Source organism: Azotobacter tropicalis (assembly GCF_059739045.1).
This window is the reverse complement of the sequence record NZ_AP046059.1, coordinates 3,846,721-3,872,324: the sequence shown is the minus strand read 5'-3', so window position 1 is coordinate 3,872,324 and position 25,604 is coordinate 3,846,721. Positions and strand designations below refer to the sequence as shown.

The window sequence follows — 25,604 nt, the reverse complement described above, 5'->3', positions numbered from 1 at the left end:
TGGGCGCCGCGAGTTGGACCGCCGTCCCATTTGGCGGTTCCGCTTCGCGAAGGCTCAGGGACGCAGGTCGGCCTCGGCGCTCTCGGCGACCGGCGGAATCAGGTCGTCGCGGGTCAGCTTCAGCCAGATCAACGTGATGTTGGCGATGTAGACCGAGGAATAGGTCCCTGCCGCCACCCCGATGAACAGCGCCAGGGAGAAGCCCCACAGCGCCTGGCCGCCGAACAACATCAGGGCCAGAACCGCCAGCAGGGTGGAGATCGAGGTCGCCATGGTGCGCAGCAGCGTCTGGGTCGTGGAGATGTTGATGTTCTCGATCAGGTCGGCCTTGCGTAGCAGACGGAAATTCTCGCGGATACGGTCGAACACCACGATGGTGTCGTTCAACGAATAACCGATGATCGCCAGGACCGCCGCCAGCACCGTGAGATCGAAGGGGATCTGGAAGAGGGAGAACACACCGAGAGTGACGATGACGTCATGGAACAGGGAAAGCACCGCACCGCAGCCGAACTTCCACTGGAAGCGGAAGGCTACGTAGACCAGGATGCCGCCCAACGCCAACAGCATGCCCAGACCGCCCTGGTCGCGCAGTTCCTCGCCCACCGCCGGACCGACGAATTCGACACGCTTGACCGCCACCGGATTATCGGAGGCCGACTGGCGCAGTGCCGACGCCACCTTCTCGCCCAGCTGCGGATCGTCGCCTTGCAGGCGCACCAGGACGTCGGTGGTCGCCCCGAAACTCTGCACCAGGGCATCGCCGTAGCCAGCCTCGTCCAGATTGGCACGCACGCTCGACAGCTCGACGGGGCGCGCGTAGTTCAGCTCGATGAGGGTACCGCCGGTGAAATCCAGGCCGAAATTCAGCCCCCTGATCGCCAGACTGGCCAGAGATAGCAGGGTCAGCACCAGGGTCGCGATGAAAGCCACCCGGCGGATACCCATGAAATTGATAACGCGCTTCATGCCGAACCCCTCAAATCCACAATTTCTTCAGATCGCGGCCACCGTAGATCAGGTTGACCATGCCGCGAGTAACGATGATGGCGGTGAACATGGAGGTGGCGATCCCCAGCGACATGGTCACGGCGAAGCCCTTGACCGGCCCGGTACCCAAGGCAAAAAGGATTCCGCCCACCAGCAGGGTGGTCAGGTTGCCGTCGAGAATCGCCGAGAAGGCCCGGTCGAAGCCCTCGTGAATAGCTCGCTGGATCGACAGGCCGTTGGCGATTTCCTCGCGAATGCGCGAGAAGATCAGCACGTTGGCATCCACCGCCATGCCCATGGTCAGCACGATGCCGGCGATGCCCGGCAGGGTCAGGGTCGCCCCGAGCAGCGACATCAAGGCCATCAGCAGCACCATGTTGAAGGCCAGCGCCACGGTGGCCAGCAAGCCGAAGAACTTATAGATCAGCAGCATGAACACGGTGACGAAGAGGAACCCCCACAGCGAGGCCTGGATGCCCAGCTGGATGTTCTCGGCCCCCAGGCTCGGGCCCAGGGTGCGCTCCTCGGCGAAGTACATGGGCGCCGCCAGACCACCGGCACGCAACAGCAGCGCCAGTTCCGAGGCCTCGCCCTGGCCGTTGAGGCCGGTGATGCGGAACTGGCTGCCGAGCGCCGACTGGATGGTCGCCAGGCTGATGATCTTCTTCTCTTCGCGGAAGGTCTCGACCGGCACCTCCTTCTCGACGCCGTCGCTCGTCTGCTTGACGTAGCGGGTCACCGGTTTCTGCTCGATGAACAGCACCGCCATGCTGCGTCCGACATTGTTGCGGGTCGCCCGGTTCATCAACTCGCCGCCGTGGCCGTCGAGGCGGATGTTCACCTGCGGCCGACCGTTCTCGTCGTAGCTGGCCTGGGCATCGGTCACCTGATCGCCGGTGATGATCAGGCTGCGCTCCAGCGATACCGCCGGACGCCCTTCCTCGCGGAACTCGAAGCTTTCGGTCGTGGCTCGGGAGGCATCGGAGTCGGCAGCCAGACGGAACTCCAGGTTGGCAGTCTTGCCGAGAATCCGCTTGGCCTCGGCGGTATCCTGCACGCCGGGCAGCTCGACCACGATGCGGTTGGCTCCCTGGCGCTGCACCAGCGGCTCGGAAACGCCCAGCTCGTTGACCCGGTTGCGCACCGTGGTCAGGTTCTGCTTGATCGAGTACTCGCGGATTTCGGCCAGCTTGGCCGGGGACAGCGCCAGACGCAGCACCTGCTGGCCGTTGCGCTCGGCGGTGGTCAGCTCGAAATCGCTGAAATTCTTGCGTATCAGGGCCTGGGACTGCTCCAGCTGCTCCACGTCGGCAAAGCCCAGCTGAATGGCGCCATCCTGCTGCGGCAGGCTGCGATAGCGTTGGCGCTCCTTGCGCAGCAGGCTCTTCACTTCGCTTTCATATACCTTCAGACGCGCATCCAGCGCCTTCTCCATGTCCACTTCAAGCAGGAAGTGCACGCCGCCGGACAGGTCCAGGCCCAGTTTCATGGGGTTGGCACCCAGCGCGCGCAGCCAAGCGGGCGTCGTCGGCGCTAGGTTCAGCGCCACCACGTATTCGTCGCCGAGCGTCTTGCGTGCGACATCCTTGGCCTCCAGCTGGCGCGTCTGATCGACCAGGCGCACCAGACCGGCCTTGCCTTCGTTGGCCAGACTGCTCGCCTTGACGGTGATGCCGGCCTCGGCCAGCGCCCTGCCGACACGCTCGAGATCGCCCTGGCCGATCTGTCGGGCCGTGCTCGCCCCGCTGATCTGGATAGCCGGGTCATCCGGAAAAAGATTGGGCACGGAATAGACAATGCCGACCAGCAGCACGGCCAGGATCAGCAGATATTTCCACAGGGGATACTTGTTGAGCATGACGACGTCCGATTGAGACGCGGGGCGCCTTGCGCGCCCCGTCATGAATGAAAGGAGTGGAGCTTAGATAGCCTTCAGGGTGCCCTTGGGCAGGGAAGCGACGATCGCGCCTTTCTGAATTTTCAGTTCCACGGTGTCGGAGACCTCCAGCACGACGAAATCGTCGCTCACCTTGCTCACCCGCCCGGCGATGCCACCACTGGTCACCACCTCGTCGCCCTTCTGCAGGCCGCCGAGCAGGTTCTTGTGCTCCTTGGCGCGCTTGGCCTGGGGACGCCAGATCATGAAATAGAAGATGACCAGGAAACCAACCAGGAAGATCCACTCGAAGCCGGTACCCGGCGGAGCAGCGGCGGGGGCAGCGGCTTCGGCATAGGCGGCGGGAATCAGAAAACTCATGTAACGCTCCTGTTGAAAGGATTCGAAAAGGACGGCCGACTCAGGTCAGCGGCGGCACCGGCAAACCGCGCCGGGCATAGAAGGCATCGACAAAGGCGGCCAATTTACTCTGTTGAATAGCCTCGCGCAAACCAGCCATCAAACGCTGGTAATGCCGCAAGTTATGGATTGTATTCAACATACTGCCCAGCATTTCGCCGCATTTATCCAAATGATGCAGATAGGCGCGGGAGAAATGTTTGCAGGTGTAACAGTCGCAGGCCGGGTCCAGCGGCGACTCGTCGTGCCGATGCACCGAGTTGCGGATCTTCAGCACGCCGCTGTCGACGAACAAATGTCCGTTGCGCGCATTACGGGTCGGCATCACGCAATCGAACATATCGATGCCGCGGCGTACGCCCTCGACCAGATCCTCCGGCTTGCCTACCCCCATCAGATAACGCGGCTTATCCGCCGGCAAGCGCGGCGGCAGGAAGTCGAGGATGCGGATCATGTCCTCCTTCGGCTCGCCGACCGACAGACCACCGATAGCCAGGCCGTCGAAGCCGATCTCCTCGAGTCCCTCCAGCGAGCGCAGGCGCAACTCCTCGTGCATGCCGCCCTGGACGATGCCGAACAACGCTGCCGGATTGCCCTCATGGGCGATCTTCGAGCGCTTGGCCCAGCGCAGCGACAGCTCCATGGAACGCCGTGCCACCTCCTCGTCGGCCGGATAGGGCGTGCACTCGTCGAAGATCATCACGATGTCCGAACCGAGATCGCGCTGCACCTGCATCGACTCCTCCGGCCCCATGAACACCTTGGCCCCGTCCACCGGCGAGGCGAAATACACGCCCTCCTCCTTGATCTTGCGCAGCGCTCCCAGGCTGAACACCTGGAAACCGCCGGAGTCGGTGAGGATCGGCCCCTGCCACTGCATGAAGTCGTGCAGGTCGCCATGCCGGCGGATCACCTCGGTGCCCGGCCGCAACCAGAGGTGAAAGGTGTTGCCGAGGATGATCTGCGCGCCAATCGCTTCGATATCGCGCGGCAGCATGCCCTTCACCGTGCCATAGGTGCCCACCGGCATGAACGCCGGGGTCTCGACCACCCCGCGGGGAAAGGTCAGACGGCCGCGGCGGGCCTTGCCGTCGGTGGCCAGCAACTCGAAGGACATATGACTCATGGGGTTTCCTCGGGACCGCGGGGAGCGGGATTGCGGGTGATGAACATGGCATCGCCGTAGCTAAAGAAGCGGTAACCCCGCTCCACGGCTGCCGCGTAGGCGGCCATGGTCTCGGGATAGCCGGCAAAAGCCGATACCAGCATCAGCAGAGTGGATTCGGGCAGATGGAAATTGGTTACCAGGGCATCGACCACATGGAAGGGCCGCCCGGGGTAGATGAAGATATCGGTGTCACCGCTGAACGGCTTGAGTACGCCGTCCCGCGCGGCACTCTCCAGCGAGCGCACGCTGGTGGTGCCGACCGCGACCACCCGCCCGCCGCGCGCGCGGCAGGCAGCTACGGCGTCGACTACCTTCTGGCCGACCTCCAGCCACTCGCGGTGCATGTGGTGATCCTCGATGCGCTCGACGCGCACCGGCTGGAAAGTGCCGGCGCCGACATGCAGGGTAACGAAAGCGATCGCCACTCCCTTGTCGCGAATCGCCGCGAGCAATGCCTCGTCGAAGTGCAACCCGGCGGTGGGTGCCGCCACCGCGCCGGCACGCTCGGCGTAGACTGTCTGGTAACGCTCGCGGTCGGCCATTTCATCTGGGCGATCTATATAAGGAGGCAACGGCATGTGCCCGACGCGCTCGAGCAGGGGCAGCACGCTCTGGTCAAAACGCAACTCGAATAACGCATCATGGCGAGCCAGCATCTGTGCCTCTCCGCCCCCTCGATGAGAATCTTCGAGCCTGGCTTGGGCGATTTGCTGGCACGCACGTGAGCCAATACCCGCTCCTCGTCCAGCACCCGCTCGACGAGGATCTCCACTCTCCCGCCGGAAGCCTTCTGCCCGAACAGACGCGCGGGAATTACCCGGGTATTGTTGAACACCATCAGATCGCCAGACTGGAGATAGTCGAGCAGATCGGTGAAACGCCGGTGCTGCAGCTCCCCAGTCTTGCCGTCCAGCACCAGCAGTCGGCTGGCACGACGCTCGGCCAGCGGATGGCGGGCAATCAGGGACTCGGGAAGATCGAAATGGAAATCGGCGACGCGCATGGCAGAAAGATCAGCTTTTCGGGGCGCAAAGCTTACCGGAAAGCGCTTCGAGTGACCACGCGACACGATTGACCCGCCTCGCTCGTCTCCCTATACTGCGCCGCCATCGTGCCTCGGTGGCGGAATCGGTAGACGCGGCGGATTCAAAATCCGTTTCTGGCGACAGAGTGAGAGTTCGAGTCTCTCCCGGGGCACCACACAATCTTTTCGGGACTTCCCAAGCAAGCCCGAAACCCACGAAGAACCGGCCTCTGAGCCGGTTTTTTGTTGCCTGTGATTCCCAAGCCTTCCCTTGTAAGCCCAAAACATTGTGAGTAGATTCGTGAGTAGACCGAGTTCGGTTTTCAAATCTACTCACACCCGGGCACCCCATGCCGCTCTCAGACTCCGCCATCCGCACCGCAAAACCGAGAGAAAAGCTGTATCGGCTGGCGGACGCCAACGGCCTATGCCTGGAGGTGACGCCCACCGGCTCCAAGCTGTGGCGCTACCGCTACCGCTTCAACGGCAACGCAAAGATGCTGGCGCTTGGCGTCTACCCTGCCGTCACGCTCCAGAAAGCCCGCCAGCTGCGTGACGCAGCCCGCCAGCTGCTGGCCGAAGGCAAAGACCCCAGCGCCGAACGCAAAGCCGAGCAGGAAGCCCAGCAGAGTGACGGCCTGACCTTCGAGACGCTGGCGCGGGAGTGGCACGCCTACCGGGCGCCACGCTGGGCGAAGTCCACCGCCGACAAGACCGCTGCCTATCTGGAGTCGGACTTGTTGCCCGCCCTGGGCAATCGCCCGGTGAAGGCGATCACCCGCCCCGAGCTGGTGGAGCTGCTACGCAAGATCGAGGACCGGGGCGCGCACAACGTCGCCAAGAAGGCCCGCCAGTGGCTGAGCCAGATATTCCGCTTCGGGCTGGCGAAAGGCAGCGTAGACGCCAATCCGGCCACCGATCTGGACGTAGTAGCGGCCCATGCGCCAGCGACCCGCCATCATCCGCACGTCACCTTCGCCGAGCTGCCCGAGCTGCTGGGCAGGATCGAGGGCGCCAGCATCAACGTCCTGACCCGACACGCCATCCGCCTGCTGGTGCTGACTGGCGTCCGCCCGGGTGAACTGCGCGCCGCACCCTGGGCCGAATTTGATCTGGAGGCCGCCGTCTGGACGATCCCGAAAGAACGCATGAAGGCCCGCCGCCCGCATATCGTCCCTCTGCCCCGCCAGGCCGTGATGATCCTGCGCCAGCTGCAAGAGATCACCGGGGCATATGAGCTGGTCTTTGCAGGCCGCAACAACAGCGCCCGCCCGATGAGCGAGAACACAGTGAACAAGGCATTGGCCGATGCCGGCTACCGGGGCCGCCAGACCGGCCACGGCTTCCGCCACCTGCTGAGCACCGAACTCAACAGCCGGGGGTACAACCGGGACTGGATCGAGCGCCAGCTCGCCCACGGCGACCAAGACGAGATGCGCGACACCTACAACCATGCCACCTACCTGGAGCAGCGCCGGGACATGATGCAAGCCTGGGCCGACTCGATAGACGCGCTGTGTGCTGGCGCCAATGTGGTAGCGATCAAGAGGGCATGACGAGTTACCGGCCAGCCTAGCCCGACGGGGCGAAAAGCGGACTATCCACCCGCCTGGCTGGCCGACCTATTCAAGAGTGGATGAATGCCCGGGAGGGAGAACCGTGTGAAGAAAGAATATTTCACCCGTGAATTGGGTTTTTTCTTGGCAGGCACAATGTTTGGCATGGGGAACTTATTTTTATACGTTGTCCTGAGCAGGAATGGCTACGAAAGAGCCGCGCTGATTATTTTTCTTGCTCTCTTTATAAAAGCTTTAACAGCATTTTCTTTTTCGAAGCTTTTGCGCGGACTGCACGAAATAGACGACATGGAACAGGCTGATAACAAGCGCCAACAACTGGAGCAAGAAAACGCCCAACAAGAAACCGCAAAAACAGAAGTGTCTAAGGTATGCAGCCATAGAAATGACGACAGCAACAACCTAGCTGACCAATGGGTTGAAACTCTGAGACAACAGCCAGCCACCGGCCTGACCTTCCCCTATGCAACAAAAGAGCTTGAGGCTATGCGCGCGGCTGCTTTGGCGTTTTGGCAAGATTACGACCCCAACCGCCCCCCGCTGCAAAAGCAGGTACAACAATTCATTGCAGAGCAGGCCGGCGGAATGTCCGAGCGCAAAGCAAAGGAATTGGCGACTATTATCAAGCCCGAAGCCCAGCGGGACGCCTGAACCGAGCACATGACACGGGGGCATGACATAGCGACATGACACTATGTCACCCGTTCCTGACATATCGCCCTCCTCTCTACCGTGCAAGCCATGTTCCCAACGCCACCCAAGGAGGCGCACGACATGGCCGCAACTGCCACCCCTTCCCACCCTATCCGCCGCTTCATCAAGCGCCAGGCCGTAGAAGACATTACCGGCCTGTCCTGTTCCGAGATTTACCGCCGCATTGCAGCCGGCACCTTCCCAGCTCAAGTCACCCTTGGTCCGAAGTCTGTTGTCTGGATCGAAGCCGAGGTGCTGGCCTGGTGTGATGAGCGCATCGCCGAGAGCCGTGGGGAGGTGGCCTGAATGACGGACAAAAAAAAGGCCGACCAACAGGCCAGCCCCAAGAAATCACGCATCCATGATACCAACGCCGACGCCCAGCGCGCCCGACTGCTGGCGCGTCTGCAAGCCGGCCCGGTGGACACGATCACCGCCCGGCGTGAGTTGAACATCATGATGCCGGCGGCCCGAGTAAAGGAGCTGCGCGAGCTGGGGCACGCCATCAAGACCCACCGCATCACCCTGATTGACGAGCACGGGCGCCCCCATCGTGGCGTGGCCCTGTACTACATCGGCACCTTGCCAGAAGAACGCCAGGGGGTGGCCGCATGAGCGCACGCATCATCCCCTTCGAGTACGAAGGCCAGCCGGTACGGTTCAACGCCGAGGGCTGGCTCCACGCGACCGAGATCGCCGAGCGGTTCGGCAAGCACCTGCGCAACTGGCTCGACAGCGCCGAAACCCTGGAGTACGTCCGTGCCCTGGACGAACTCCAGCACCCTGATGATGGGCCGTCCGCAATCTCAAATGTCCGTGATTCCGGATATTTGAAGACCCGACGCGGGAACAACGGCGGGACGTGGCTTCACCCGAAGTTGGCCGTCGCGTTCGCCCGCTGGATCAGTCCGAAGTTCGCCGCCTGGTGTGACATGCAGATTGACGCCCTGCTGCGCGGTGACGGGAAGCCTTGGGCGAGCGCCAGGCGCGAGGCTGCCCTCGGCTACCGGGCCATGTGCGATGCGCTGGCGCTCCACCATGAGGCCCGTGGCAAGACGCCCCAGCGTCATCACTTCATCAACGAGGCCCGGCTTATCAACGAGACGATCACCGGGGCTTTCGCTGGCCGTAGTCGCGAGCAACTGAGCGCCGCAGAGCTTGAGCTTGTCACCCTGGTCGAACTGCGCGACACGGCGCTGATGGGCACCGGCATGCCCTACGCCGAGCGCAAGGCCAGCCTGAGCCAGTACATGCAGACGTTGCAGGGCAAGCGTCTGGCGGGAGGGCGTGCGGCATGATCGCCTTCAATGAAAAACGCGGGGCCACGGCAGATCGCCGCCCCCGCGCTGCTGGCTCGATGCGGACGGCAAGCGGATGCCATCCTGCCGGAGCCGAGGGCTACATCAGCGTCCTGGTGGGCGAATTTATCCTCAACCAATCCGCCAGAGCGGCATCCATCCGGGCCTGCCAACCGTCGCCCGTGGCGCGGAAGGCCTCCACCAGCTGGGGTGGTAGCCGAACGGTGACGGAAACCTTGCCGTCGGACGCGAACCTCGCCGCATCCGTGGCCTCCATCTGCCGCACAGAGTCCACCAAGGCCTGTACGGATTTCAGCAGATCGGTCTGGAACTGCTCGATTACCTTCTCCATGCTCGATCACCTCTTTCTGGTGGTTCATGCTGAAAGGAATGACACGGCCAAACGGCATATGCAACAACCGGTTGGCTATAGGCCCGATAGCCTGAAACCGGGGGTTGCACTGGCCATCGACCGGCACTATTCTGCGCCCGTCACGGTAAATCCCGTGGCCAGTGGGCTTGGCCGCCCCAGTCGAAACTTGGCGCACAAGCGCCCCAACACCATCGCAGGCGCTTTTTTTGTGCCCGCAATGCCGTGTCATGGTGGGCTGTGTGGGGACACCTTCGGGTGTGCCGGGTTCCAAGTTTCCCGGTCGGCCAACCCTGCACAGTCCGCCACCATTCCCTGCTTGGCCGCAGGCGGTGGCGGTTCCAATCTCAAACTTGGAATACCACCCCATGAAGCACGACCCCGTCCTCAATCCGTCCGCACTCCGGCAACGCGCCGCCGCCCATCGAGCAATGGCCCTGGCCGCCCTTCACGCCGACTCCAGCCTGTCCGTCCGCCTCAAGCGCTACAACGACCACATGGCCAAGGCCCGCGCCCTGGAAGCGGAGGTGGCACTGTGATCGCCGTTCAACTGATCGACAGCACCGGGCGCGTCCTCGGCAACATGCGCTTGCCCGCCGACGTGCGTCTGGCCGACCTGGAGCGTCTTGCCCTTGCTGCCGGCTCTCCGTCGCTTGAGAAGCACATCGAGCAGCACCTCGCCGCCGAGGTTCGTACTCGCGCCCTGGAAGTGGAGGTGCTGGCATGAGCACCATCGTCCGCACCACTGACGCCATCGCCGATGACGCAATCGGCGCCATTGCCTTTGGCCAAGAGCATTCGACCTGGCTGTCCGCTCTGATGGTCGCCATCCGCCTCGATGCCGAGCACAACCAAGGCCGCCGCGTGGCCGATCTGGCCACCCTGGGGCACTACCTGGCCAGCGACTGCGCCAACTACCTGGACACGCAATCCAGCGACCTTCGCCGCGAGCTGGATGCGCAGGCGGTGGCGAAATGAGCCGCGCCGATTGGAATGCCCTGCTTCCGAACCATGAAGCCATTGCAGCAATGACTCCGGAGAAGCTGGACGCCGCCGGCCAGGCAGCCGACAACTACGGCATGAACATCGGCTTCGGCATCGCTGCCATCGGCAACCTGTTGGCTGGTTGCGCCTCGAACGAAGACCACGGCCTCGATCCTGACGCCATAACCGACCTGGGCTGGCTGCTGGAAACCCTGGGCAAGCTGTCCGCCAAGCTGGCCGACACCGGCAGCGGTATCGCCATCGAGCGCAAACACCGCAACATCAAGCGCGAGGACTGACCCATGACGGATTTTCAACGCTGCTCGCGGGCAGCGACGGGATCGGCTTGCCCGGAGAAAGTCGCCGGACTGTTCGCCCCCCGCCATCTGGGGCTGATCCGCGAAGCGCAGCAGGCGCTCCACCGCGCGACAGCCGAGGGAGGTTCGCCCGAGGACATGAACGCCTGGCAGTCCGCTGCCGAGCGGCTGGCCGTGGCCTTGATCGCCTACCTGGAAAGCATCGAGGAGGCCCACCCATGACTGACGCCGTGATTCTGTTCCGTGATGCCCTGCAATCGGTGCTCGGCCCGCTGGACTGGCTGCCCGTGCCGGATGGCCAGATTCATCGCTTCCACGTCCCCGGCGACCGCGCCGGCTCGCGCAACGGCTGGTATGTGCTCCACCTGGACGGCATCGCCTGCGGCCTGTTCGGCAGCTGGAAGGCGGGCGGCTCGCAGACCTGGAGCAACCGCACGCCCGCCGACCACCTGGAAGCGCAGTTGATCGCCCAGCGCATCGAGCAGGCCCGTCGCCAGCGGGAGGCCGAGCAGCACCAGCGCCAGCAGGCCGCCGCCGTCGAGGCGCAACGTCAGTGGGGCGCCAGCGCGCCGGCTGATACCGATCACCCCTACCTGGCCCGCAAGGGGGTGAAGCCGCACAACGCCCGCCAGTTGGGCGACGTGCTGTTGATCCCGCTCTACCGGGGGCGCCAGTTGGTGAACTTGCAACGCATCTATCCGGACGGCACCAAGCGCTTCCTGCCGGGGGCACTGGTGAAGGGCGCCTATTCACCCCTTGGCCGCCTGGAGCCGGGGCAGTCGCTTTACCTCTGCGAGGGCTGGGCGACCGGCGCGACGATCCACGAGCACAACGGCGCCGCCGTGGCCTGCGCCATGAACGCGGGGAACCTGTACCCCGTGGGCGACTACCTGCGCCGCGCCTATCCCGACAACCCGCTGATCGTGGCCGGCGACGACGACCGCCAGACCGAGGGCAACCCCGGACGCACCAAGGCCAACCATGCCGCCGGCCTGCTCGGCTGTGGCGTGGTGTTCCCGCCCTGGAGCGGCGAGGAACCGCTGTCCCTGTCCGACTTCAACGACCTGCGCCAGTGGCGGGAGGCCCACCCATGAGCACTATCGAGCTGATCCCCGAGGCCAGCCCGGCGCCCGATCCCATCGCGGAGGCGGTCGCCAAGGTCAACCAAGATCCCGGCGCCGTGTTTGAAGCCGACGTGCTGGCGCTGCTGCGCAAGGTGCGGGAGGAGGAGCCGGCCCGCTGGGCACGCATCCGCTTCGCCATCAAGGAGGCCAAGACGGTCAGCCTGGCCGACCTGGACAAGCTGACCAGCAACGCCAGCGAGGCCGCCACCGGCACCGACGAGCTGTTCCCCGAGGTAACGCTGTGGCCTGAGCCGGTGGACGGCGCCGAGCTGCTGGAAGAACTGGCCGCCATCATCCGCCGCCATGTGATCGCCGACCCGCCGACCGTCCATGCCGCTGCCCTGTGGGCCGCCTTCACCTGGTTCATCGACGTGGTGGACGTGGCGCCCATCGCCAATATCACTGCCCCGGAGAAGCGCTGCGGCAAGACCGTGATGCTGGGCGTGCTGGCGCGTCTGGCCTGCCGCCCGCTGGCCGTCTCCAACATCGCCCCGGCGGCGCTGTTCCGTGCCATCGAACTGTGGTCGCCGACCCTGCTGATCGACGAAGTGGACGCCTTCCTGGCCGAGCATGAGGAGGCACGCGGCATCCTGAATGCCGGCTTCACCCGCGACAGTGCTTTCGTGATCCGCTGTGTGGGCGACGATCACATCCCCACCCGGTTCAACGTGTGGGGCGCCAAAGCGCTGTGCGGTATCGGCAAGATCGCCGACACCCTGGCCGACCGCAGCATTCCGCTACGCCTGCGCCGCAAGCTGGCCGGCGAGCGCACGACCAAGATTCGCCACGCCGATCCCGCCGCCTTTGCCGAACTGGCCGGCAAGCTGGCGCGCTTCGCCATCGATAACCGGGAGGCCGTCCGCATGGCCAGGCCGGCAGAAATCGAAGGGCTGAACGACCGGGCAAACGATTGTTGGGAGCCGCTGCTGGCCGTCGCCGAGGTGGCCGGGGGCAACTGGCCGCGCCTGGCTCGCCAGTCCGCCGTCACCCTTCACGGGCTGGAGGGAGAGGCGCCGAGCATTGGTGCCGAGCTGCTGGCGTCCATCCGCGATGCCTTCGACAGCCGGCGCACGGACAGGCTATCGACTGCCGATCTGCTGGAGGTGCTGGCGGAGGATGAGGAAGCGCCCTGGGCTGCCTGGAATCGGGGCAAGCCCATGACACCGCACCAGCTGGCAAAGCGGCTTTCCGAGTTCGGCATCAAGTCGACAACCGTCCGTATTGGACTGAAAACGCCGAAAGGCTACATGCGGGAGCAGTTCGAGGAAGCCTTTAAGCGGTATCTGCCCGGCGACACCCCCGCAACAACCGCAACACCGCAACAACCCAGCAACCACGCGGCTTACAGAGATTTTGGAACCGCAACACGAGCCGCAACTGTTGCGGATCAAAACGGGCTGAAAGCCACGGCTGGCGCGGGTTGTTGCGGTGTTGCGGATAAAACGCCCCTGCCAGTCGAAGACAACGCGGAGTACTTCTGACATGGCCGCCCTGGACTACCTGCGCCGGGCTGGCCTGGCCATCGAGCTGGAGGGCGAGCGTCTGCGCGTCACTCCAGCCGACCGCCTAACCGATGCCCACCGCCAGTACCTGCGCGACCACAAGGCCGAGCTGCTGGCCGAGCTGATCGCCGCCAACGACGCACAGGCCGGGCCAGCAGTACCAACCCCAGCACCCGCAGCGGAACGCCCGGCAGAGGCCCGCCGCAACGCCTGGACGATCACCCGAGGGGGAAAGCCGGTCTGCACGATCTGCGGCGCCCCCATGACCTACGACGAAGCCCTGGCCGAAGCCCGCTGGCGCTGGCCGGATGCCGACATTCTGGAGAACTGACCCATGACCCCTACTCAAGCCATCGCCCTGGCGAACATCGCCATGAAACCGGGCATCACCAAGCGCGACAGCCTGATCGTCGCCCGCCGTCTCGTGCGTCACTTCTGTGCGTACCGCGAGGCCATCCACGAGCAGCGCCGCGCCCTGTGCCGGGAGGCCGCCAGGCTGCGGGCGTTCGAGCCGTTCACCAAGCAGCAGGCCGACGCCCTGGAGCAGCAGGCAGACAACTACGGCGCCGAACAGCTGGCCACCATCCGCCCAGTGCTGCGGACCGTTGGCGAATCGCTGCTTCACGACCGTGACGGCTACATGGCCGCCTTGGGCTTCGACGGGGTGTGCGACGTGCTCAACGTCAACACCGTGGAGCGGGAACAGGCCCGCCGCGACGGAGTGGACGATCTGTCCGGGCTGGTGTTCGTTCACAACCTGGAGGACAGCGCCAGCCATCGGGGCGAGGACTTCAAGCGCGGCCCGCTGTTCGAGGCGTGTTTCGCTGCCATGGGGCACTTCATCCGTACCGCGCCCAAGGGCACGCTGCCCGATCCGTTCGGCCCGGATGGTCCGCTCTATGGTGTGCCCGTCCACATGCTCCACCCGGACGGGACCATGACCATCAAGCGGCCCGACCTGACCGTGCACGACGCCAGCGGCTCCCGCTTGGTGAAGCGCTAAACCCTGCCGGCTGCCGGGGTTCGCACCCGGTAGCCAGTTACCAAACTTTCCAATTGATTTAGGTTCGCCCAATGAGCAGAGACAAGGAGAAGGACGCAACCGAGGATTACCGCGCCCTGGACGTGCGGGGGCTTCATCGTGCCGGCGTGCTGGTGCCGGGCTGGCGCGGCAACTGGCAATGGACGCGACGGGGCAGCGTGGTGGCAACCATCGGCATCGAGGCCGAGAACCGGGACCGCGTGCGCCTGCGTTATCAAGTAACGATCCGGGGCGAACGCCAGGCGAAGGACTACCCCGTGCCGATCACCTGGACACCCTGCCACCTGGGAGGGGAACGCCCGTGGTTCCTATGCCCCTGTTGTGGCCGGCGCGTGGCCAAGCTGTACCTGCAAAGCGTGTTCGCCTGCCGTCACTGCCGACGCCTGAACTACCGCAGCCAGCAGGCCAGCAAGCGGGACGTTCCTTGTGACCGCTCGTGGACGCTGCGCGAGGCCCTGGGCTGCGATGAGGGGTTCCTGTCCCTGCCTGCCGAGTTCATCCGCAAGCCCAAGGGCATGCACTGGCGGACCTTCGAGCGGAAGATAGAACAGCTCAAGCGGGTGGACGCCCGCGCCCTGGACGAAGCCCGCGCCCTGCTCGGCAGGATCGAACGCAGCGTGAAGATTGCCGGGGATGCCCTGTCGCGCTGCTGATCGCGGTAATGCCATGGTGGCTGGCGACTCTGCGAAACGACCTGTTTCAGTCGAGACTGCCGGAATTGGTAGTTTCGACTGGCTAAGGCACCAGACCAGCACCGGGCCGGCCTGGCTCAACTACATACGAGAGCGGTCATGAACGACTTCAAAGCGAAGACATCCGACTTGATAAAGCGGATGCGTAAAGAGCACGAAGACAACATTAAGTCTGGCGTCGCGGTTTTCGATGGCAGCCGCTCTTGGAAGGAGTTCATCCGCGCTATCGCCCGAGAGGCTGGAGGGCTGGACCGAAAGCTAGAAGATGACTTCGAAGAACTCCCACCAGTGCCATCCTGGCATCTTCTCCAGCCCTGAAGGACTGGGCCGGTCAAATACCCCGAATCAGGGGGAATTACCGGAAAATCCGGCATTACTGCTTAGCCTGGTGCGCTCCATCGAACTGGGCAATCTGGCTCCTCAATTCTGAGGGGCCGCCTGCTCTACATGCCCGGAAAGCCGGAAATGATCGCCGGCCAATCCGGGGCGGTTCTCCGATTTGAAGTCGGAAAACCCGGCATCAACGCCGATTGGCGGAAGTCCGCAAAAGGTGTCTCCGAGACGGAGATTCCCGGCGCTGCGAAAACACCCCATGCAAGCCACCTGTAAAGCACGTTTACAGTCCCGCCCCGGCTTTGCGAAAACAAACCCCATGAAAGGCCGCGTCAAGCCCTGGTGTACGGCAAGATCACGGCAAGGCGGCGGGGGTTTCTTGACTCCCTAAAAGGCCGGCATTCCGGCTTTTGCGAAAACAACCCCATGAATGACCGCCGTCAAGCCCTGGGCGCAGCAAGATCGCAACAAGGCCGAAGGGTGAGGTTAGGGTGATGCCGGACGGTAAGAACACGGTAAGGCCGAAGGGGTGGCGATGATGACCACACCCCGCGTAAAGCCGGGAAAATCCCGGAATAGCACGCGCCAGCGATCCGGGTAGCTGATGGCCCGGCCTGATCCTGTTCGCGCCTGGTGCTGGCGCTGGTGGGAGGGGGGATTGTTGAAGTTCGGGAGGCGCCGAAATGTAGACCGCACCCGACCGCACGCGCAGATTATTTCCCCGTTAACGGAAGGCGTTAACAGTTAACAGGGAGGGGGTAGGCAAAAACTCCAAGCCCATGCCCACCTAGACCGCGCCTACAGCCTTTTTTCCGTTTCCGCGAAATTACGGTTTCAGGGTCGAGGCCAACGAGTGGCTGGCCGACCTGACAAAACCTGATATTCGAGCCGACTTTCTGCACCAGTACGCGCACGCACGCGAGGGGCCGGCGAATCGTCGCCTCCTGATGCCGATCACCGCATCACCACCCCGACCCGAGGGAGTGACGACGATCACCAGCGCCAGCAGTGCGTCATCCTGGTGGGCTGGAAACTGGTCAAAAAGCAGCCGAAAAAGAGGGGTACTTTTCGTTTTGTGAGTAGATTTGTGAGTAGATGAAAAACCACATCAGGCCAAAAGCTAGAAACAGCGAGGCTTTCAGCGATTGGTTCTAGTCCCTCCCGGCACCACACAATCTTTTCGAGCCTTCCCAAGAAAGCCCGAAACCCACGAAGAACCGGCCTTAGAGCCGGTTTTTTGTTGCCTGTGATTCCCAAGCCCTCCCTTGTAAGCCCAAAGTTTTAGGGGCAAGCCTAGGTTCTGTTGACGTATCAGCGCAGCCATAGCAAAACAGCCGCAAAAGCCAGCATTCCCTTGAAATGGCTGGCCCTCTTCTCATAGCGAGTGGTGATCCGCCGGTAGTGCTTCAGCTTGCCGAACAGGCACTCGATCACGTGCCGCTCCTTGTAGAGATGCCAGTCGCAGGAGCGTTGCTCGATGCGGTTCCGTCTGGCGGGAATGACGGCCTGGATTTGGCGCTCCTTCAGCCAGGCCAGAAGCGGGTTGGCGTCATAGCCCTTGTCGGCCAGCAGTGCCGACGTGGCGATCCCCGCCATGAGTGGGATCGCCTGGCTGATATCGGCCGCTTGGCCTTCCGTCAGGATGAAGCGAATCGGTAACCCCAGCGCATCGGTCAACACATGGATCTTGCTGCTGAAGCCTCCTCGCGAACGCCCCAGTGCCTCCTGGGCCGCAGTACTGCTGGCCGCCCCGGCTGCACAGGCATGGGCACGCACGACGGAGCTGTCGATGCAGACGTGCTGAAGGTCGGCGTCCCGAGCCAGTACCGAGTGAAGCCGGTCCCAGATGCCGAGCCGGCACCAGCGGGTGAAGCGTTTGAAAACGCTGTTCCAGGAGCCGAGGCAACGAGGCAGCATCCGCCATTGAGCGCCGCTGCGTAGTATCCAGAGCACCGCCTCGACAAAGCGGCGACAGCCGAGAGTACGGGTCAGCCGGATCCCCTTCGTGGCGCTCAGCAGACTTTGGATACGGGACCCGTCGGTATCGCTCAGACGGCTTCTGTCAGTCATGGCAAAAGCCCAGTTTTAGCACTGGGCTTGCGTCAACAGAACCTAGTGTGGTGAATCACAAGTTCGCTTCATTATTATTTCTTTGCAAGGCTCGAGCAGCCCTGCCGACAGAGGCCAGGATTTCACCTGCTCCCTTACTCCAGCGGAAAGGCCTTGGATTCTGGTTGTAGGTCGCCAGGTAATACTCGATGGACTGCTCGAGATCCTTCACGCTGGTATGGGCCTGGCGCTTTATCCACTTCTGGGTGAGCATCGAGAAAAAGCGCTCCACCCGATTCAGCCATGACGCAGACGTCGGGGTGAAATGCACGTGATAACGCGGGTGCGCGACAAGCCAGGCACGCACCTTGTCGGTCTTGTGCACGGCATAGTTATCCATGATCAGGTGGATGGCCTTGTCGCTCTTGACCGTTTCCTCGATGGCCCTGAGAAACTCCAGGAATTCTGCGCTGCGGTGACGGCGCTTGAGACGTCCGATCACCTCGCCGGTGGCCACATCCAGGGCGGCAAACAAGGACGTCGTGCCATGGCGCTGATAATCATGGGTACGGGTCGCCGGATACCCAGGCTCCAGCGGCAGCCCCGGCTGTGTTCGATTGAGCGCCTGGATCTGGCTTTTCTCATCGACACACAGTACCAGCGCTTTATCAGGGGGATTTAGATAGAGCCCGACGATATCCTGCACCTTGTCGACAAAGGCAGGATCGGTGGACAGCTTGAAGGTGTGCTCCAGGTGGGGCTTGAGCCCGAAGGCTCGCCAGATACGCTGTACGCTCGCCGGTGAAATATGGGTGGCCTTGCTCATCCGGCGCGAGCTCCAATGACTGGCATCGTCGGGCCTGGTCTGCCGCACCCGGTCGACCACTTCCTGGACCTTTTCATCACTGATGCTGCGTGGGCGGCCTGAGCGCGGCTCGTCATTGAGGCCTTGCAGGCCCAAACGGGCGAAGCGAAGGCGCCACCTCGAAACGGTTTGCGCCGTAATGCCAAGCCGTCGAGCAATGGAAGAGCCGGACTCGCCTCGAGCGCAGGACAGAATGATCTCGGCGCGCAGCTGCATATCGGCAGGCCCCTTGTGCCTGGCTCGGCGGTGGGTGAGTTCGGCATGCTCTTGTTCGGTCAGTTTGATCCGAGCGGCTGGGCGGCCTGTTTTCATCGCATGTCTTCCGAAAGAACTCTGTCAGCTCCGCGGTAGACAAGACTTATCCTGAGTAGTTGTGATTCACCACACTAGTAATGGAGATAAAACGCCGCCAGATCGCCGGGCGACGACGGCCCCCGATTTCCTGCGTTGCCCATCGCAGCGTCGAAAATCGGCCCCCGTATACCCTCCCTTCACTCATGCTGCACCCCGCCCGCTTGAGCAGTTTCCTGCAGCGCTCGGACAGGTGCAGCACGCGCAGGTGCTTGCCGGCCTTGGCGTAGCGCTCGCGCAGGGTCTTCAGCGCGGCGATGGCCGAGTAGTCGACGAAGCTCAGGTGGCGGCAATCCAGGGTCACCTGGGGCGGGTCGCCGGCGGGGTCGAACTGGTTGAGGAAGGGTGTCGTGGAGGCGAAGAACAGCGTGCCGTGCAGGCGGTAGAGCTTGCTGCCGTCGGCTTCCCGATGGGTGTCGGCGTACAGCTCGCGGGCCTGCTGCCAGGCGAAGTTGAGCGCGGCGATGACGATCCCGCAGAGCACGGCGGTGGCCAGGTCGGTGAACACGGTGACGATGGTTACCGCGACGATCACCAGCGCGTCGTTGAGCGGCACCTTGTCGAGCACCCGCAGCGAGGCCCAGGCGAAGGTCTGCTGTGCCACCACGAACATCACCCCGACCAGCGCGGCGAGCGGGATGCGCTCGATCAGCGGCGAGAGGAACAGCACGAAGAGCAGGATCATCACTCCGGCGACCACCCCGGAGAGCCGGCCGCGGCCGCCGGAGCTGAGGTTGATCATGGTCTGGCCGATCATCGCGCAGCCGCCCATGCCGCCGAACAGGCCGGACACCAGGTTGGCCGCACCCAGCGCCGCGCACTCGCGGTCCGGATAGCCGCGGCTCTCGGTGATCTCGTCGGTGAGGTTGAGGGTCAGCAGGGTTTCCAGCAGGCCGACTAGCGCCATCAGCACCGCGTAGGGGGCGACGATGCCCAGGGTTTCCAGGTTCCAGGGCACGTCCGGCACCGCCGGGACGGGCAGGCCGCCGGCGATGTGCGCCATGTCGCCGAGGGTGTGGGTCGGCAGGCCGAGCAGGTAGACCAGCAGGCCGACGCCGAGGATCGCTACCAGCGCCGGCGGCACGGCGCGGGTCAGGCGCGGCAGCAGGTAGACGATGGCCATGGTCAGCGCCACCAGCCCGAGCATCAGGTAGAGCGGCGTGCCGCTCAGCCAGGCCTCGCCGTCCTTGAAGTGCTCCAGCTGGGCCAGGGCGATGATGATCGCCAGGCCGTTGACGAAGCCGAGCATCACCGGATGCGGCACCATGCGCACCAGCTTGCCCAGGCGCAGCAGACCGAAGGCGACCATGATCAGCCCGCCGAGCAGCACGGTGGCGAGCAGGTACTGCACGCCGTGCTGCACCACCAGTGCGACGATCACCACGGCCATCGAGCCGGCGGCGCCGGACACCATGCCCGGACGGCCGCCGAACAGGGCGGTCAGGGTGCAGATGATGAAGGCGCCGTACAGGCCCATCAGCGGGTTGAGGTGGGCGACCAGGGCGAAGGCGATGCACTCGGGCACCAGGGCGAAAGACGTGGTGAGTCCGGCCAGGACATCGGCACGCAGGGATTTCGATTTCATGACTTACCTGAACGGTTGGCCGGCGAGGCCGGCCGCAGAGGGATGGCTGGAAAAAAGGGCTTCGGATGTTACGGATTCGAGGAGGACAGGGCCAGCCGCTGGATGGGCGTCCGCAGGCAATCCGGGGCTCATCAGGCTCTGTCAGGGCCGCCCTCTGTAGGAGCCTGCTTGCTGGCGATCCGTTTGGCGGCACTGGAAAATCGCCAGCAAGCTGGCTCCTACAGTGTTCATGCGATTGCCCTGATGGCCGCCAGCCCCGCGTGACGGCCTTCCGCCGAATCCGCTACAGGGCTGTATCGGACACGCCGCCAGCAGGCCAGTCGATCCGGTAACGGGTGCTGCGCCCGCCGCCGGGCAGGCGGACGAGGCAGCCCTTGTCGAGCAGGTCGCCGAGATGGCGGGTGGCAGTGGCCTTGGAAACCTCGGCGACGGCCTGGTACTGGGCGGCGCTGATGCCGCCTTCGAAGCCGCGCTCGCCGCCGTCGAGCAGGCGGTTGAGCACCTTGATCTGCTCGACGGACAGTACCTGCTGGCGGTGCCGCTGCCAGAAGCGCGCCTTGGCCAGCACCCGGTCGATGCGCGCCAGCGCCTGTTGCAGGCTGCGCAGCAGGGTGTGGAGGAACCATTCGAGCCAGGGGGTGATCTCCAGCCCCCCCTTCTGGCTGGCTTCGAGGATGCGGTAGTAGCCCTGGCGGTCGTCGAGGATGCTGACCGACATGGCATGCAGGCGGATTGCCTGGCGCTCGCCCTGGGCCAGCGCCAGGTCGGTGATGGCGCGGGTCAGCCGGCCGTTGCCGTCGTCGAAGGGATGCAGGGTGACGAACCAGAAATGGGCGGTGCCGGCGCGCAGCAGCGGGTCGAGGCCGCCGTCGCTGCGGCTCGCCTCGAACCAGTCGAGGAAGGCGGCCAGTTGCCGCTCCAGCCCGTCGCGCGGCGACGCCTCGAAATGCACGGTAGGCTGGTCGAGCCGGCCGGAGACCACCTGCATCGGCTCTTCGCCGCGCAGGGCAGCGATGCGGATGCGCCGCGGCAGCAGGTCGTCGTCCTGCGCGGGAAATAGCAGGCGGTGCCAGTGCAGCAGGCGTTCGCGGCTCAGCGGTTGCTCCAGGTGCCGGGTGGCGTCCAGCATCAGCTCGGCGAGACCTTCGCTGCGCGGGCTGACGCGGCTGGCGCTGTCCGTTTCGAGGCCCAGGCGGCGGGCCAGCGAGGAGCGCACCGAGCCGACGTTGAGTTGCTCGCCCTCGATGGCCGAGGAGGTGACGATGTTCTGCAGCAGGGCATCCAGCTCGCTCTGCGCGCCGAGTTCGTCCCCTGCCGCCCCGGCCATGCCGAGCAGCCGGCCCTGGGCCTGCGCGCAGTCGCGCAGCAGCGGCGCCAGGCGCTCGGCCTGCCAGCGAAAATGCGGCCAATCCGGTTGCTGCCAGATCCAGCGTGAGTCTTCCATCGTGAACCTGCCTGCGGGTGGCGAGCCGATTAGGGAGGCTATTCGGCTCATTCGGTGAGCCGATTATGGGGACTATTCGGCTCAGGAGCCATTCGCGCGTCGATGGTTGCCGCCCCGCCCTCAGCCGAACAGCGCCACCAGCCAGTCGATGAACACCCGCAGGCGCGGCGTCAGGTGCCGGTGATGGGGATAGAGCACGGTCAGCGGCAGCGCCGGCGGCGCGTGCTGGGGTAGTAGCTCGACCAGACTGCCGGCGGCCAGCTGGCGCTCGACGTGGTAGCGCGGCACCTGGACGATGCCCAGCCCCGCCTCGCAGGCTGCCACGTAGGCTTCGCCGTGGTTGACTGCCAGGCTGGCCGGCAGGCTGCGCGTCTCGAGGCGGCCGTCGACGGCGAACTCCAGCGGCGCCAGGCGCCCGCTGGTGGGCGAGAAGTAGTCGATGCAGCGGTGCCCTTCCAGTTCGTCGAGGCTGTCCGGCAGGCCGTGGCGGGCCAGGTAGCCGGCGCTGGCGCAGGTGACCTGGGGCAGTGCCGGCAGGCTGCGGGCGATCAGCGTCGAGTCGCTCAGCCCGCCGATCCGCACCACGCAGTCCACCCCTTCGCGCACCAGGTCGATCATCCGGTCGCCGATGCCGATTTCCAGGGTGATTTCCGGGTAACGGGCGTAGAAGTCCGGCAGGGCCGGGATCACCAGCAGGCGGCCGAGGGAGGCCGGCATGTCGATCTTCAGCCGGCCGCGCGGGTGCCCGGCGCTCTGCGACAGCACGCTCTCCACCTCCTCGATCTCGCCGAGGACCGACAGGCAGTGCTGGTAGTAGGAACGCCCGTCGAGGGTGGCGCTGACCTGTCGGGTGGTGCGCTGCAGCAGGCGCACGCCGAGGTGGTTCTCCAGTTGCCGGATCAGCGCGCTGGCCGAGGCGCGGGACATGCCCTGCTGCTCGGCGGCCTTGCTGAAGCTGCCGAGTTCGACGATGCGGGCGAAGAGCTGCATGGCCTGAAAGCGGTCCATGGCTAGGGTCTTTGTTCACTAAGGCCGAACAGTGTTGCCGGTTTGCGCGGCTTTATCCATCCAGGCGATGACAATAAGGTGGGGCCTCGTCCACACAGCCGCCAGGAGCCGAGCCCGCATGAAGCCCATAAGCATCCACAAGGATTTCTCGCTGTCCGCCGTCACCGCCGGCTTCCTCGCCGTGCTGATCTCCTACTCCGGCCCGCTGGTGATCTTCTTCCAGGCCGCGCAGAGCGCCGGGATCTCCGCCGAAATGATGTCCTCCTGGGTCTGGGCCATCTCCATCGGCGCGGCGCTGTCCGGCATCCTGCTCAGCCTCTGGCTCAGGGTGCCGGTGGTGACCGCCTGGTCCGCGCCCGGCACCGCCATGCTGGTCACCCTGTTCCCGGCGCTCAGCCTCAACGAGGCGGTCGGCGCCTACCTGACGGCCGGCGCGATCCTCTTTTTGATCGGCATCTCCGGCTGGTTCGACCGGCTGGTGCGGGCCATTCCCAAAGGCATCGCCTACGCCATGATGGCCGGCATCCTGTTCCAGTTCGGCATCGGCGCCTTCCAGTCGGTGGCCTCGATGCCAGCGCTGGCCTTCGGCATGCTCCTCGCCTACCTGGTCTTCAAGCGCCTGTTCCCGCGCTACTGCCTGGTGCTGCTGTTGGTCGTCGGCGTGGTCCTGGCCGTCGGCCTGGAAGGCAGCGACCTCGCCGGCATCGGCGCGAGCCTGGCCGCGCCGCAGTTCATCGCCCCGCAGTGGAGCTGGAGTTCGACCCTGAGCCTGGCCATTCCGCTGGTGCTGGTCAGCCTGACCGGGCAGTTCCTGCCCGGCATGGCGATCCTGCGCAATGCCGGCTACGACACCCCTGCCCGTCCGGTGCTCGCCACCACCGGGCTGGCCTCGCTGGCGGTGGCCTGCTTCGGCGGCATCAGCATCGTCATCGCCGCCATCACCGCCGCCCTGTGCACCGGCCGGGACGCCCACGAGGACCCGGACAGGCGCTACGTCGCCGGCATCGCCAACGGCGTCTTCTACCTGCTCGGCGGCACCTTCGCCGGCACCATCATCCTGCTGTTCAGCGCCATGCCGAGGACCTTCGTCGCCGTGCTCGCCGGCCTGGCGCTGATCGGCGCCATCACCAGCAACGTGATGGGCGCGGTGAACGAGGAGGAGCACCGCGAGGCGTCCATGCTGACCTTACTGGCCACGGCGTCGGGGATGAGCTTCTTCGGCCTGGGCTCGGCCTTCTGGGGGGTGGTGATCGGCGCCCTCGCCTACCTGATCCTGCACCGGTCGGGCTGGCTGCCGAAGAACCTGCTGGCCGGGCTGCTGGCGGCGGGCAAGGATCAGGGCGTGCGCTGAACGGGGACTGCCGCGCGCGAGGCGTTCGACGGCGGCAGAGGCCGCCGGAGCGCACCGGCGTTGCGCGCGGTGCGGTCCGGGGCAACCGGGGACTCAGCGGTATTCGATGCGGATCTGATCGACGGTGACCTGCTGCGGCACGGCGCCGGCAACCGTCACGGTGATTTCCCCGCCCGAGTACAGGCCCTTCTCGACCTGCTTGCGCAGCGCCTCGGTGATATCGAAGGTGCGGTCGAACTTCATCGGCTGCATCTTGAGGGTGGCACCGAACATGGAGATGGTGCCGACCAGGTAGGGGCTGTCCAGAGACGGCTTCTCGTCGCTCGGCAGGTTGGCGAACACCGGCAGCAGGAAGGAGTGCATGGGCGCACTGATGCCCTGCAGATGCAGGATGACCCGCCGCTTGGAGTCTTTCTCCGGGACGGCGGCGACCGGCGGCATGACCTTCGCCGAGGCGCGACCGCCCTTGTGCAGCAGGGCGGGCTCCTGGCCCGAGCCGGTCGCCTGGCCGGCGACCTTCTGCTCGGCCGCATGTCCGCCGTGGTCCGCGGCGAGCGCGGCCGTGACGGCGGTGGCGGTGCAGCTGGTGATCTTGGCGACGTCCTGCCCATTCTGCTGCTGCGAGGCCTGTCCGGCAGCGGTCAGCTCCAGGGTGTCGTACCGGTAGCCCAGCTTCTCGCTGTCGAGCACATCGGCGATGCGGACCTGGACCGGGCTGCCGTCGGGCTCGAAGAAGGTGAAGCCGGTCTGCATCCACTCCTGCTCCTCAATCGGATCGGAGCGGCCGCCGCCCAGGGAGATCCAGTGATCCCACAGCCTGTCGATGTTGGAGTGGTGGAACCAGAAGACCGGGTCGTTGGCCGCCTTGTTGATGTCGGACATCGAACCGATGGCCAGCTGCGCACCCGGCAGGAAGTCGCCGCTGGCGGCCGCCACGAGACCGCCCACCAGCAGGTGGACGTTGTTGTGCGGCTGGCTTTCCAGGGCGCCGAAGGTGGTGGTGAAGTGGATCCAGTCCGCCTTGGCGGAAGCGAAGTCGTTGCCGGCCTTCTGCACGGAAGAACAGAAGTTGATGAATTCCATGGTACCGGTGGGGTCGATCAGCGCCCAGGGCATCTTGTCGCCGGCGCCGATGTTCAGATCGGTGCTGGTCGCCTCGTCGCGGAACGGCAGGCGGTCCTGGTACCACAGCGGGTTCAGGCTGCTGGCCGGGATGCGGAAGGCCTCCGGCAGATCCAGGTAATCGGGGTCCGTGTAGTTCCAGTACGGCAGGGCCAGGTTGGGATCGCGGGCGGCTTCGCGGAGGATCTTCTCGAAATAGTAGAGATACATGCGGTGCCACGGCAGGAAGTGATAGGTGCCGTGCGGGCAGTTGCTCCAGGTTTTCTTGGCGTTTTCCTCGGTCGGCGTGGTGTAGGTGCCGTGGATATTGGCCTGGTACCACCAACTGGTCGGATCGCTCTCGGGGCGCTCCTTCATGACCCGGATGCCGGTGCGGATCGATTCGATTTCCGACACGGACAGCTTGTTGAACGCCTTGC

General features: G+C 64.7%; 27 protein-coding genes, 1 tRNA gene and 2 pseudogenes. 18 read left to right on the top strand and 12 right to left on the bottom strand.

The annotated features are described in order from the left end of the window. Window positions 1-54: 54 nt before the first annotated feature. The 5 genes and pseudogenes from secF to queA form a co-directional block, all read right to left on the bottom strand. Window positions 55-969, bottom strand: a complete 915-nt coding sequence (secF, locus tag Atro_RS18325; RefSeq protein ID WP_497924547.1) for a protein translocase subunit SecF — start codon at window positions 967-969, stop codon at window positions 55-57. A gap of 10 nt (window positions 970-979) precedes the next feature. Further along, complete coding sequence (secD, locus tag Atro_RS18320; RefSeq protein ID WP_497924545.1) at window positions 980-2,848, bottom strand: protein translocase subunit SecD; 1,869 nt, start codon at window positions 2,846-2,848, stop codon at window positions 980-982. Between the two features lie 63 nt (window positions 2,849-2,911). Next, window positions 2,912-3,247, bottom strand: a complete 336-nt coding sequence (gene yajC, locus Atro_RS18315; protein ID WP_497924543.1) for a preprotein translocase subunit YajC — start codon at window positions 3,245-3,247, stop codon at window positions 2,912-2,914. Window positions 3,248-3,287: 40 nt separating this feature from the next. Next, a complete protein-coding gene (tgt, locus tag Atro_RS18310) occupies window positions 3,288-4,403 on the bottom strand; it encodes a tRNA guanosine(34) transglycosylase Tgt (RefSeq protein ID WP_497927706.1) in 1,116 nt (371 codons plus the stop codon). Between the two features lie 5 nt (window positions 4,404-4,408). After that, a pseudogene (queA, locus tag Atro_RS18305) lies at window positions 4,409-5,457 on the bottom strand (tRNA preQ1(34) S-adenosylmethionine ribosyltransferase-isomerase QueA). Window positions 5,458-5,567: 110 nt separating this feature from the next. Between queA and Atro_RS18300 the strand changes: the two are divergent. The 6 genes from Atro_RS18300 (at window position 5,568) to Atro_RS18275 (ending at window position 9,046) form a co-directional block, all read left to right on the top strand. Beyond that, window positions 5,568-5,654: transfer RNA gene (locus Atro_RS18300), tRNA-Leu, on the top strand. Window positions 5,655-5,828: 174 nt separating this feature from the next. Then, the gene (locus Atro_RS18295) at window positions 5,829-7,034 is read left to right on the top strand and encodes a tyrosine-type recombinase/integrase (protein WP_497924541.1); all 1,206 of its coding nucleotides are present in this window, start codon (window positions 5,829-5,831) and stop codon (window positions 7,032-7,034) included. Between the two features lie 105 nt (window positions 7,035-7,139). Then, window positions 7,140-7,706, top strand: a complete 567-nt coding sequence (locus Atro_RS18290) for a hypothetical protein (RefSeq protein WP_497924539.1) — start codon at window positions 7,140-7,142, stop codon at window positions 7,704-7,706. A gap of 123 nt (window positions 7,707-7,829) precedes the next feature. After that, complete coding sequence (locus Atro_RS18285; protein WP_497924537.1) at window positions 7,830-8,054, top strand: helix-turn-helix transcriptional regulator; 225 nt, start codon at window positions 7,830-7,832, stop codon at window positions 8,052-8,054. Then, window positions 8,055-8,363 carry a helix-turn-helix domain-containing protein gene (locus tag Atro_RS18280; RefSeq protein WP_497924535.1) on the top strand — a complete coding sequence of 103 codons (309 nt, stop codon included), beginning with the start codon at window positions 8,055-8,057 and terminating at the stop codon, window positions 8,361-8,363. It begins immediately after the preceding gene. Further along, window positions 8,360-9,046 carry a KilA-N domain-containing protein gene (locus Atro_RS18275; RefSeq protein WP_497924534.1) on the top strand — a complete coding sequence of 229 codons (687 nt, stop codon included), beginning with the start codon at window positions 8,360-8,362 and terminating at the stop codon, window positions 9,044-9,046. The genes Atro_RS18280 and Atro_RS18275 overlap by 4 nt, the downstream gene beginning before the upstream one ends. A 100-nt stretch (window positions 9,047-9,146) precedes the next feature. Here Atro_RS18275 and Atro_RS18270 read toward each other — a convergent pair whose 3' ends face one another. Next, on the bottom strand, window positions 9,147-9,398 hold the full coding sequence (locus Atro_RS18270) for a BrnA antitoxin family protein (protein WP_497924532.1): 252 nt from the start codon (window positions 9,396-9,398) through the stop codon (window positions 9,147-9,149). 386 nt (window positions 9,399-9,784) lie between these two features. On the opposite strand from Atro_RS18270, the gene Atro_RS18265 reads away from it, so the two are divergent. The 11 genes from Atro_RS18265 (at window position 9,785) to Atro_RS18215 (ending at window position 15,395) form a co-directional block, all read left to right on the top strand. After that, the gene (locus Atro_RS18265; RefSeq protein WP_497924530.1) at window positions 9,785-9,955 is read left to right on the top strand and encodes a hypothetical protein; all 171 of its coding nucleotides are present in this window, start codon (window positions 9,785-9,787) and stop codon (window positions 9,953-9,955) included. Then, a complete protein-coding gene (locus tag Atro_RS18260) occupies window positions 9,952-10,143 on the top strand; it encodes a hypothetical protein (RefSeq protein WP_497924528.1) in 192 nt (63 codons plus the stop codon). Before Atro_RS18265 ends, Atro_RS18260 begins: the two co-directional genes overlap by 4 nt. Next, on the top strand, window positions 10,140-10,394 hold the full coding sequence (locus tag Atro_RS18255) for a hypothetical protein (RefSeq protein ID WP_497924526.1): 255 nt from the start codon (window positions 10,140-10,142) through the stop codon (window positions 10,392-10,394). The genes Atro_RS18260 and Atro_RS18255 overlap by 4 nt, the downstream gene beginning before the upstream one ends. Continuing rightward, window positions 10,391-10,699, top strand: a complete 309-nt coding sequence (locus Atro_RS18250) for a hypothetical protein (protein ID WP_497924524.1) — start codon at window positions 10,391-10,393, stop codon at window positions 10,697-10,699. Before Atro_RS18255 ends, Atro_RS18250 begins: the two co-directional genes overlap by 4 nt. Before the next feature lie 3 nt (window positions 10,700-10,702). Next, on the top strand, window positions 10,703-10,939 hold the full coding sequence (locus tag Atro_RS18245; protein ID WP_497924522.1) for a hypothetical protein: 237 nt from the start codon (window positions 10,703-10,705) through the stop codon (window positions 10,937-10,939). Further along, complete coding sequence (locus tag Atro_RS18240; protein ID WP_497924520.1) at window positions 10,936-11,811, top strand: toprim domain-containing protein; 876 nt, start codon at window positions 10,936-10,938, stop codon at window positions 11,809-11,811. Before Atro_RS18245 ends, Atro_RS18240 begins: the two co-directional genes overlap by 4 nt. Then, window positions 11,808-13,322, top strand: coding sequence for a DUF3631 domain-containing protein (locus Atro_RS18235; protein WP_497924519.1), 1,515 nt, complete (start codon window positions 11,808-11,810; stop codon window positions 13,320-13,322). Before Atro_RS18240 ends, Atro_RS18235 begins: the two co-directional genes overlap by 4 nt. A 1-nt stretch (window position 13,323) precedes the next feature. Further along, complete coding sequence (locus Atro_RS18230) at window positions 13,324-13,674, top strand: TubC N-terminal docking domain-related protein (RefSeq protein WP_497924518.1); 351 nt, start codon at window positions 13,324-13,326, stop codon at window positions 13,672-13,674. Between the two features lie 3 nt (window positions 13,675-13,677). Beyond that, entirely contained in the window at window positions 13,678-14,346 is a 669-nt protein-coding gene (locus Atro_RS18225) for a hypothetical protein (protein WP_497924516.1), read from the top strand. Window positions 14,347-14,417: 71 nt separating this feature from the next. Beyond that, the gene (locus Atro_RS18220; protein ID WP_497924514.1) at window positions 14,418-15,038 is read left to right on the top strand and encodes a hypothetical protein; all 621 of its coding nucleotides are present in this window, start codon (window positions 14,418-14,420) and stop codon (window positions 15,036-15,038) included. Between the two features lie 138 nt (window positions 15,039-15,176). Further along, window positions 15,177-15,395: a hypothetical protein gene (locus tag Atro_RS18215; protein ID WP_497924512.1), complete on the top strand. Its 219-nt coding sequence runs from the start codon at window positions 15,177-15,179 to the stop codon at window positions 15,393-15,395. Between the two features lie 1,326 nt (window positions 15,396-16,721). Here the strand turns inward: Atro_RS18215 and Atro_RS18210 are convergent. The 5 genes and pseudogenes from Atro_RS18210 to Atro_RS18190 all read right to left on the bottom strand — a co-directional run bounded on the left by Atro_RS18210 (window position 16,722) and on the right by Atro_RS18190 (window position 22,712). Continuing rightward, window positions 16,722-17,480: an IS5 family transposase gene (locus tag Atro_RS18210; protein ID WP_497924510.1), complete on the bottom strand. Its 759-nt coding sequence runs from the start codon at window positions 17,478-17,480 to the stop codon at window positions 16,722-16,724. A 55-nt stretch (window positions 17,481-17,535) separates the two neighbouring features. Further along, window positions 17,536-18,636, bottom strand: a complete 1,101-nt coding sequence (locus Atro_RS18205; RefSeq protein ID WP_497924508.1) for an IS630 family transposase — start codon at window positions 18,634-18,636, stop codon at window positions 17,536-17,538. A 193-nt stretch (window positions 18,637-18,829) separates the two neighbouring features. Further along, window positions 18,830-20,260, bottom strand: a pseudogene (locus tag Atro_RS18200) (SulP family inorganic anion transporter); the annotation flags it as partial. Window positions 20,261-20,543: 283 nt separating this feature from the next. Then, window positions 20,544-21,704 carry a Fic family protein gene (locus tag Atro_RS18195; RefSeq protein WP_497924506.1) on the bottom strand — a complete coding sequence of 387 codons (1,161 nt, stop codon included), beginning with the start codon at window positions 21,702-21,704 and terminating at the stop codon, window positions 20,544-20,546. A gap of 120 nt (window positions 21,705-21,824) precedes the next feature. After that, a complete protein-coding gene (locus Atro_RS18190; protein ID WP_497924504.1) occupies window positions 21,825-22,712 on the bottom strand; it encodes a LysR family transcriptional regulator in 888 nt (295 codons plus the stop codon). Between the two features lie 118 nt (window positions 22,713-22,830). Between Atro_RS18190 and Atro_RS18185 the strand changes: the two genes are divergently transcribed. Further along, window positions 22,831-24,063, top strand: a complete 1,233-nt coding sequence (locus tag Atro_RS18185) for a benzoate/H(+) symporter BenE family transporter (protein WP_497924502.1) — start codon at window positions 22,831-22,833, stop codon at window positions 24,061-24,063. Between the two features lie 93 nt (window positions 24,064-24,156). Here the strand turns inward: Atro_RS18185 and Atro_RS18180 are convergent, their stop codons facing one another. Further along, window positions 24,157-25,581 (bottom strand): tyrosinase family protein, encoded by a 1,425-nt coding sequence (locus Atro_RS18180; protein ID WP_497924500.1) that lies wholly within the window; start codon window positions 25,579-25,581, stop codon window positions 24,157-24,159. Window positions 25,582-25,604 lie beyond the last annotated feature (23 nt).

Coding starts and splice junctions, on each gene's coding strand:
- secF (WP_497924547.1), bottom strand. CDS start 969: ATGAAGCGCGTTATCAATTTCATGGGTATCCGCCGGGTGGCTTTCATC.
- secD (WP_497924545.1), bottom strand. CDS start 2,848: ATGCTCAACAAGTATCCCCTGTGGAAATATCTGCTGATCCTGGCCGTG.
- yajC (WP_497924543.1), bottom strand. CDS start 3,247: ATGAGTTTTCTGATTCCCGCCGCCTATGCCGAAGCCGCTGCCCCCGCC.
- tgt (WP_497927706.1), bottom strand. CDS start 4,403: ATGTCCTTCGAGTTGCTGGCCACCGACGGCAAGGCCCGCCGCGGCCGT.
- Atro_RS18295 (WP_497924541.1), top strand. CDS start 5,829: ATGCCGCTCTCAGACTCCGCCATCCGCACCGCAAAACCGAGAGAAAAG.
- Atro_RS18285 (WP_497924537.1), top strand. CDS start 7,830: ATGGCCGCAACTGCCACCCCTTCCCACCCTATCCGCCGCTTCATCAAG.
- Atro_RS18280 (WP_497924535.1), top strand. CDS start 8,055: ATGACGGACAAAAAAAAGGCCGACCAACAGGCCAGCCCCAAGAAATCA.
- Atro_RS18275 (WP_497924534.1), top strand. CDS start 8,360: ATGAGCGCACGCATCATCCCCTTCGAGTACGAAGGCCAGCCGGTACGG.
- Atro_RS18270 (WP_497924532.1), bottom strand. CDS start 9,398: ATGGAGAAGGTAATCGAGCAGTTCCAGACCGATCTGCTGAAATCCGTA.
- Atro_RS18265 (WP_497924530.1), top strand. CDS start 9,785: ATGAAGCACGACCCCGTCCTCAATCCGTCCGCACTCCGGCAACGCGCC.
- Atro_RS18255 (WP_497924526.1), top strand. CDS start 10,140: ATGAGCACCATCGTCCGCACCACTGACGCCATCGCCGATGACGCAATC.
- Atro_RS18250 (WP_497924524.1), top strand. CDS start 10,391: ATGAGCCGCGCCGATTGGAATGCCCTGCTTCCGAACCATGAAGCCATT.
- Atro_RS18245 (WP_497924522.1), top strand. CDS start 10,703: ATGACGGATTTTCAACGCTGCTCGCGGGCAGCGACGGGATCGGCTTGC.
- Atro_RS18240 (WP_497924520.1), top strand. CDS start 10,936: ATGACTGACGCCGTGATTCTGTTCCGTGATGCCCTGCAATCGGTGCTC.
- Atro_RS18235 (WP_497924519.1), top strand. CDS start 11,808: ATGAGCACTATCGAGCTGATCCCCGAGGCCAGCCCGGCGCCCGATCCC.
- Atro_RS18230 (WP_497924518.1), top strand. CDS start 13,324: ATGGCCGCCCTGGACTACCTGCGCCGGGCTGGCCTGGCCATCGAGCTG.
- Atro_RS18225 (WP_497924516.1), top strand. CDS start 13,678: ATGACCCCTACTCAAGCCATCGCCCTGGCGAACATCGCCATGAAACCG.
- Atro_RS18220 (WP_497924514.1), top strand. CDS start 14,418: ATGAGCAGAGACAAGGAGAAGGACGCAACCGAGGATTACCGCGCCCTG.
- Atro_RS18215 (WP_497924512.1), top strand. CDS start 15,177: ATGAACGACTTCAAAGCGAAGACATCCGACTTGATAAAGCGGATGCGT.
- Atro_RS18210 (WP_497924510.1), bottom strand. CDS start 17,480: ATGACTGACAGAAGCCGTCTGAGCGATACCGACGGGTCCCGTATCCAA.
- Atro_RS18205 (WP_497924508.1), bottom strand. CDS start 18,636: ATGAAAACAGGCCGCCCAGCCGCTCGGATCAAACTGACCGAACAAGAG.
- Atro_RS18195 (WP_497924506.1), bottom strand. CDS start 21,704: ATGGAAGACTCACGCTGGATCTGGCAGCAACCGGATTGGCCGCATTTT.
- Atro_RS18190 (WP_497924504.1), bottom strand. CDS start 22,712: ATGGACCGCTTTCAGGCCATGCAGCTCTTCGCCCGCATCGTCGAACTC.
- Atro_RS18185 (WP_497924502.1), top strand. CDS start 22,831: ATGAAGCCCATAAGCATCCACAAGGATTTCTCGCTGTCCGCCGTCACC.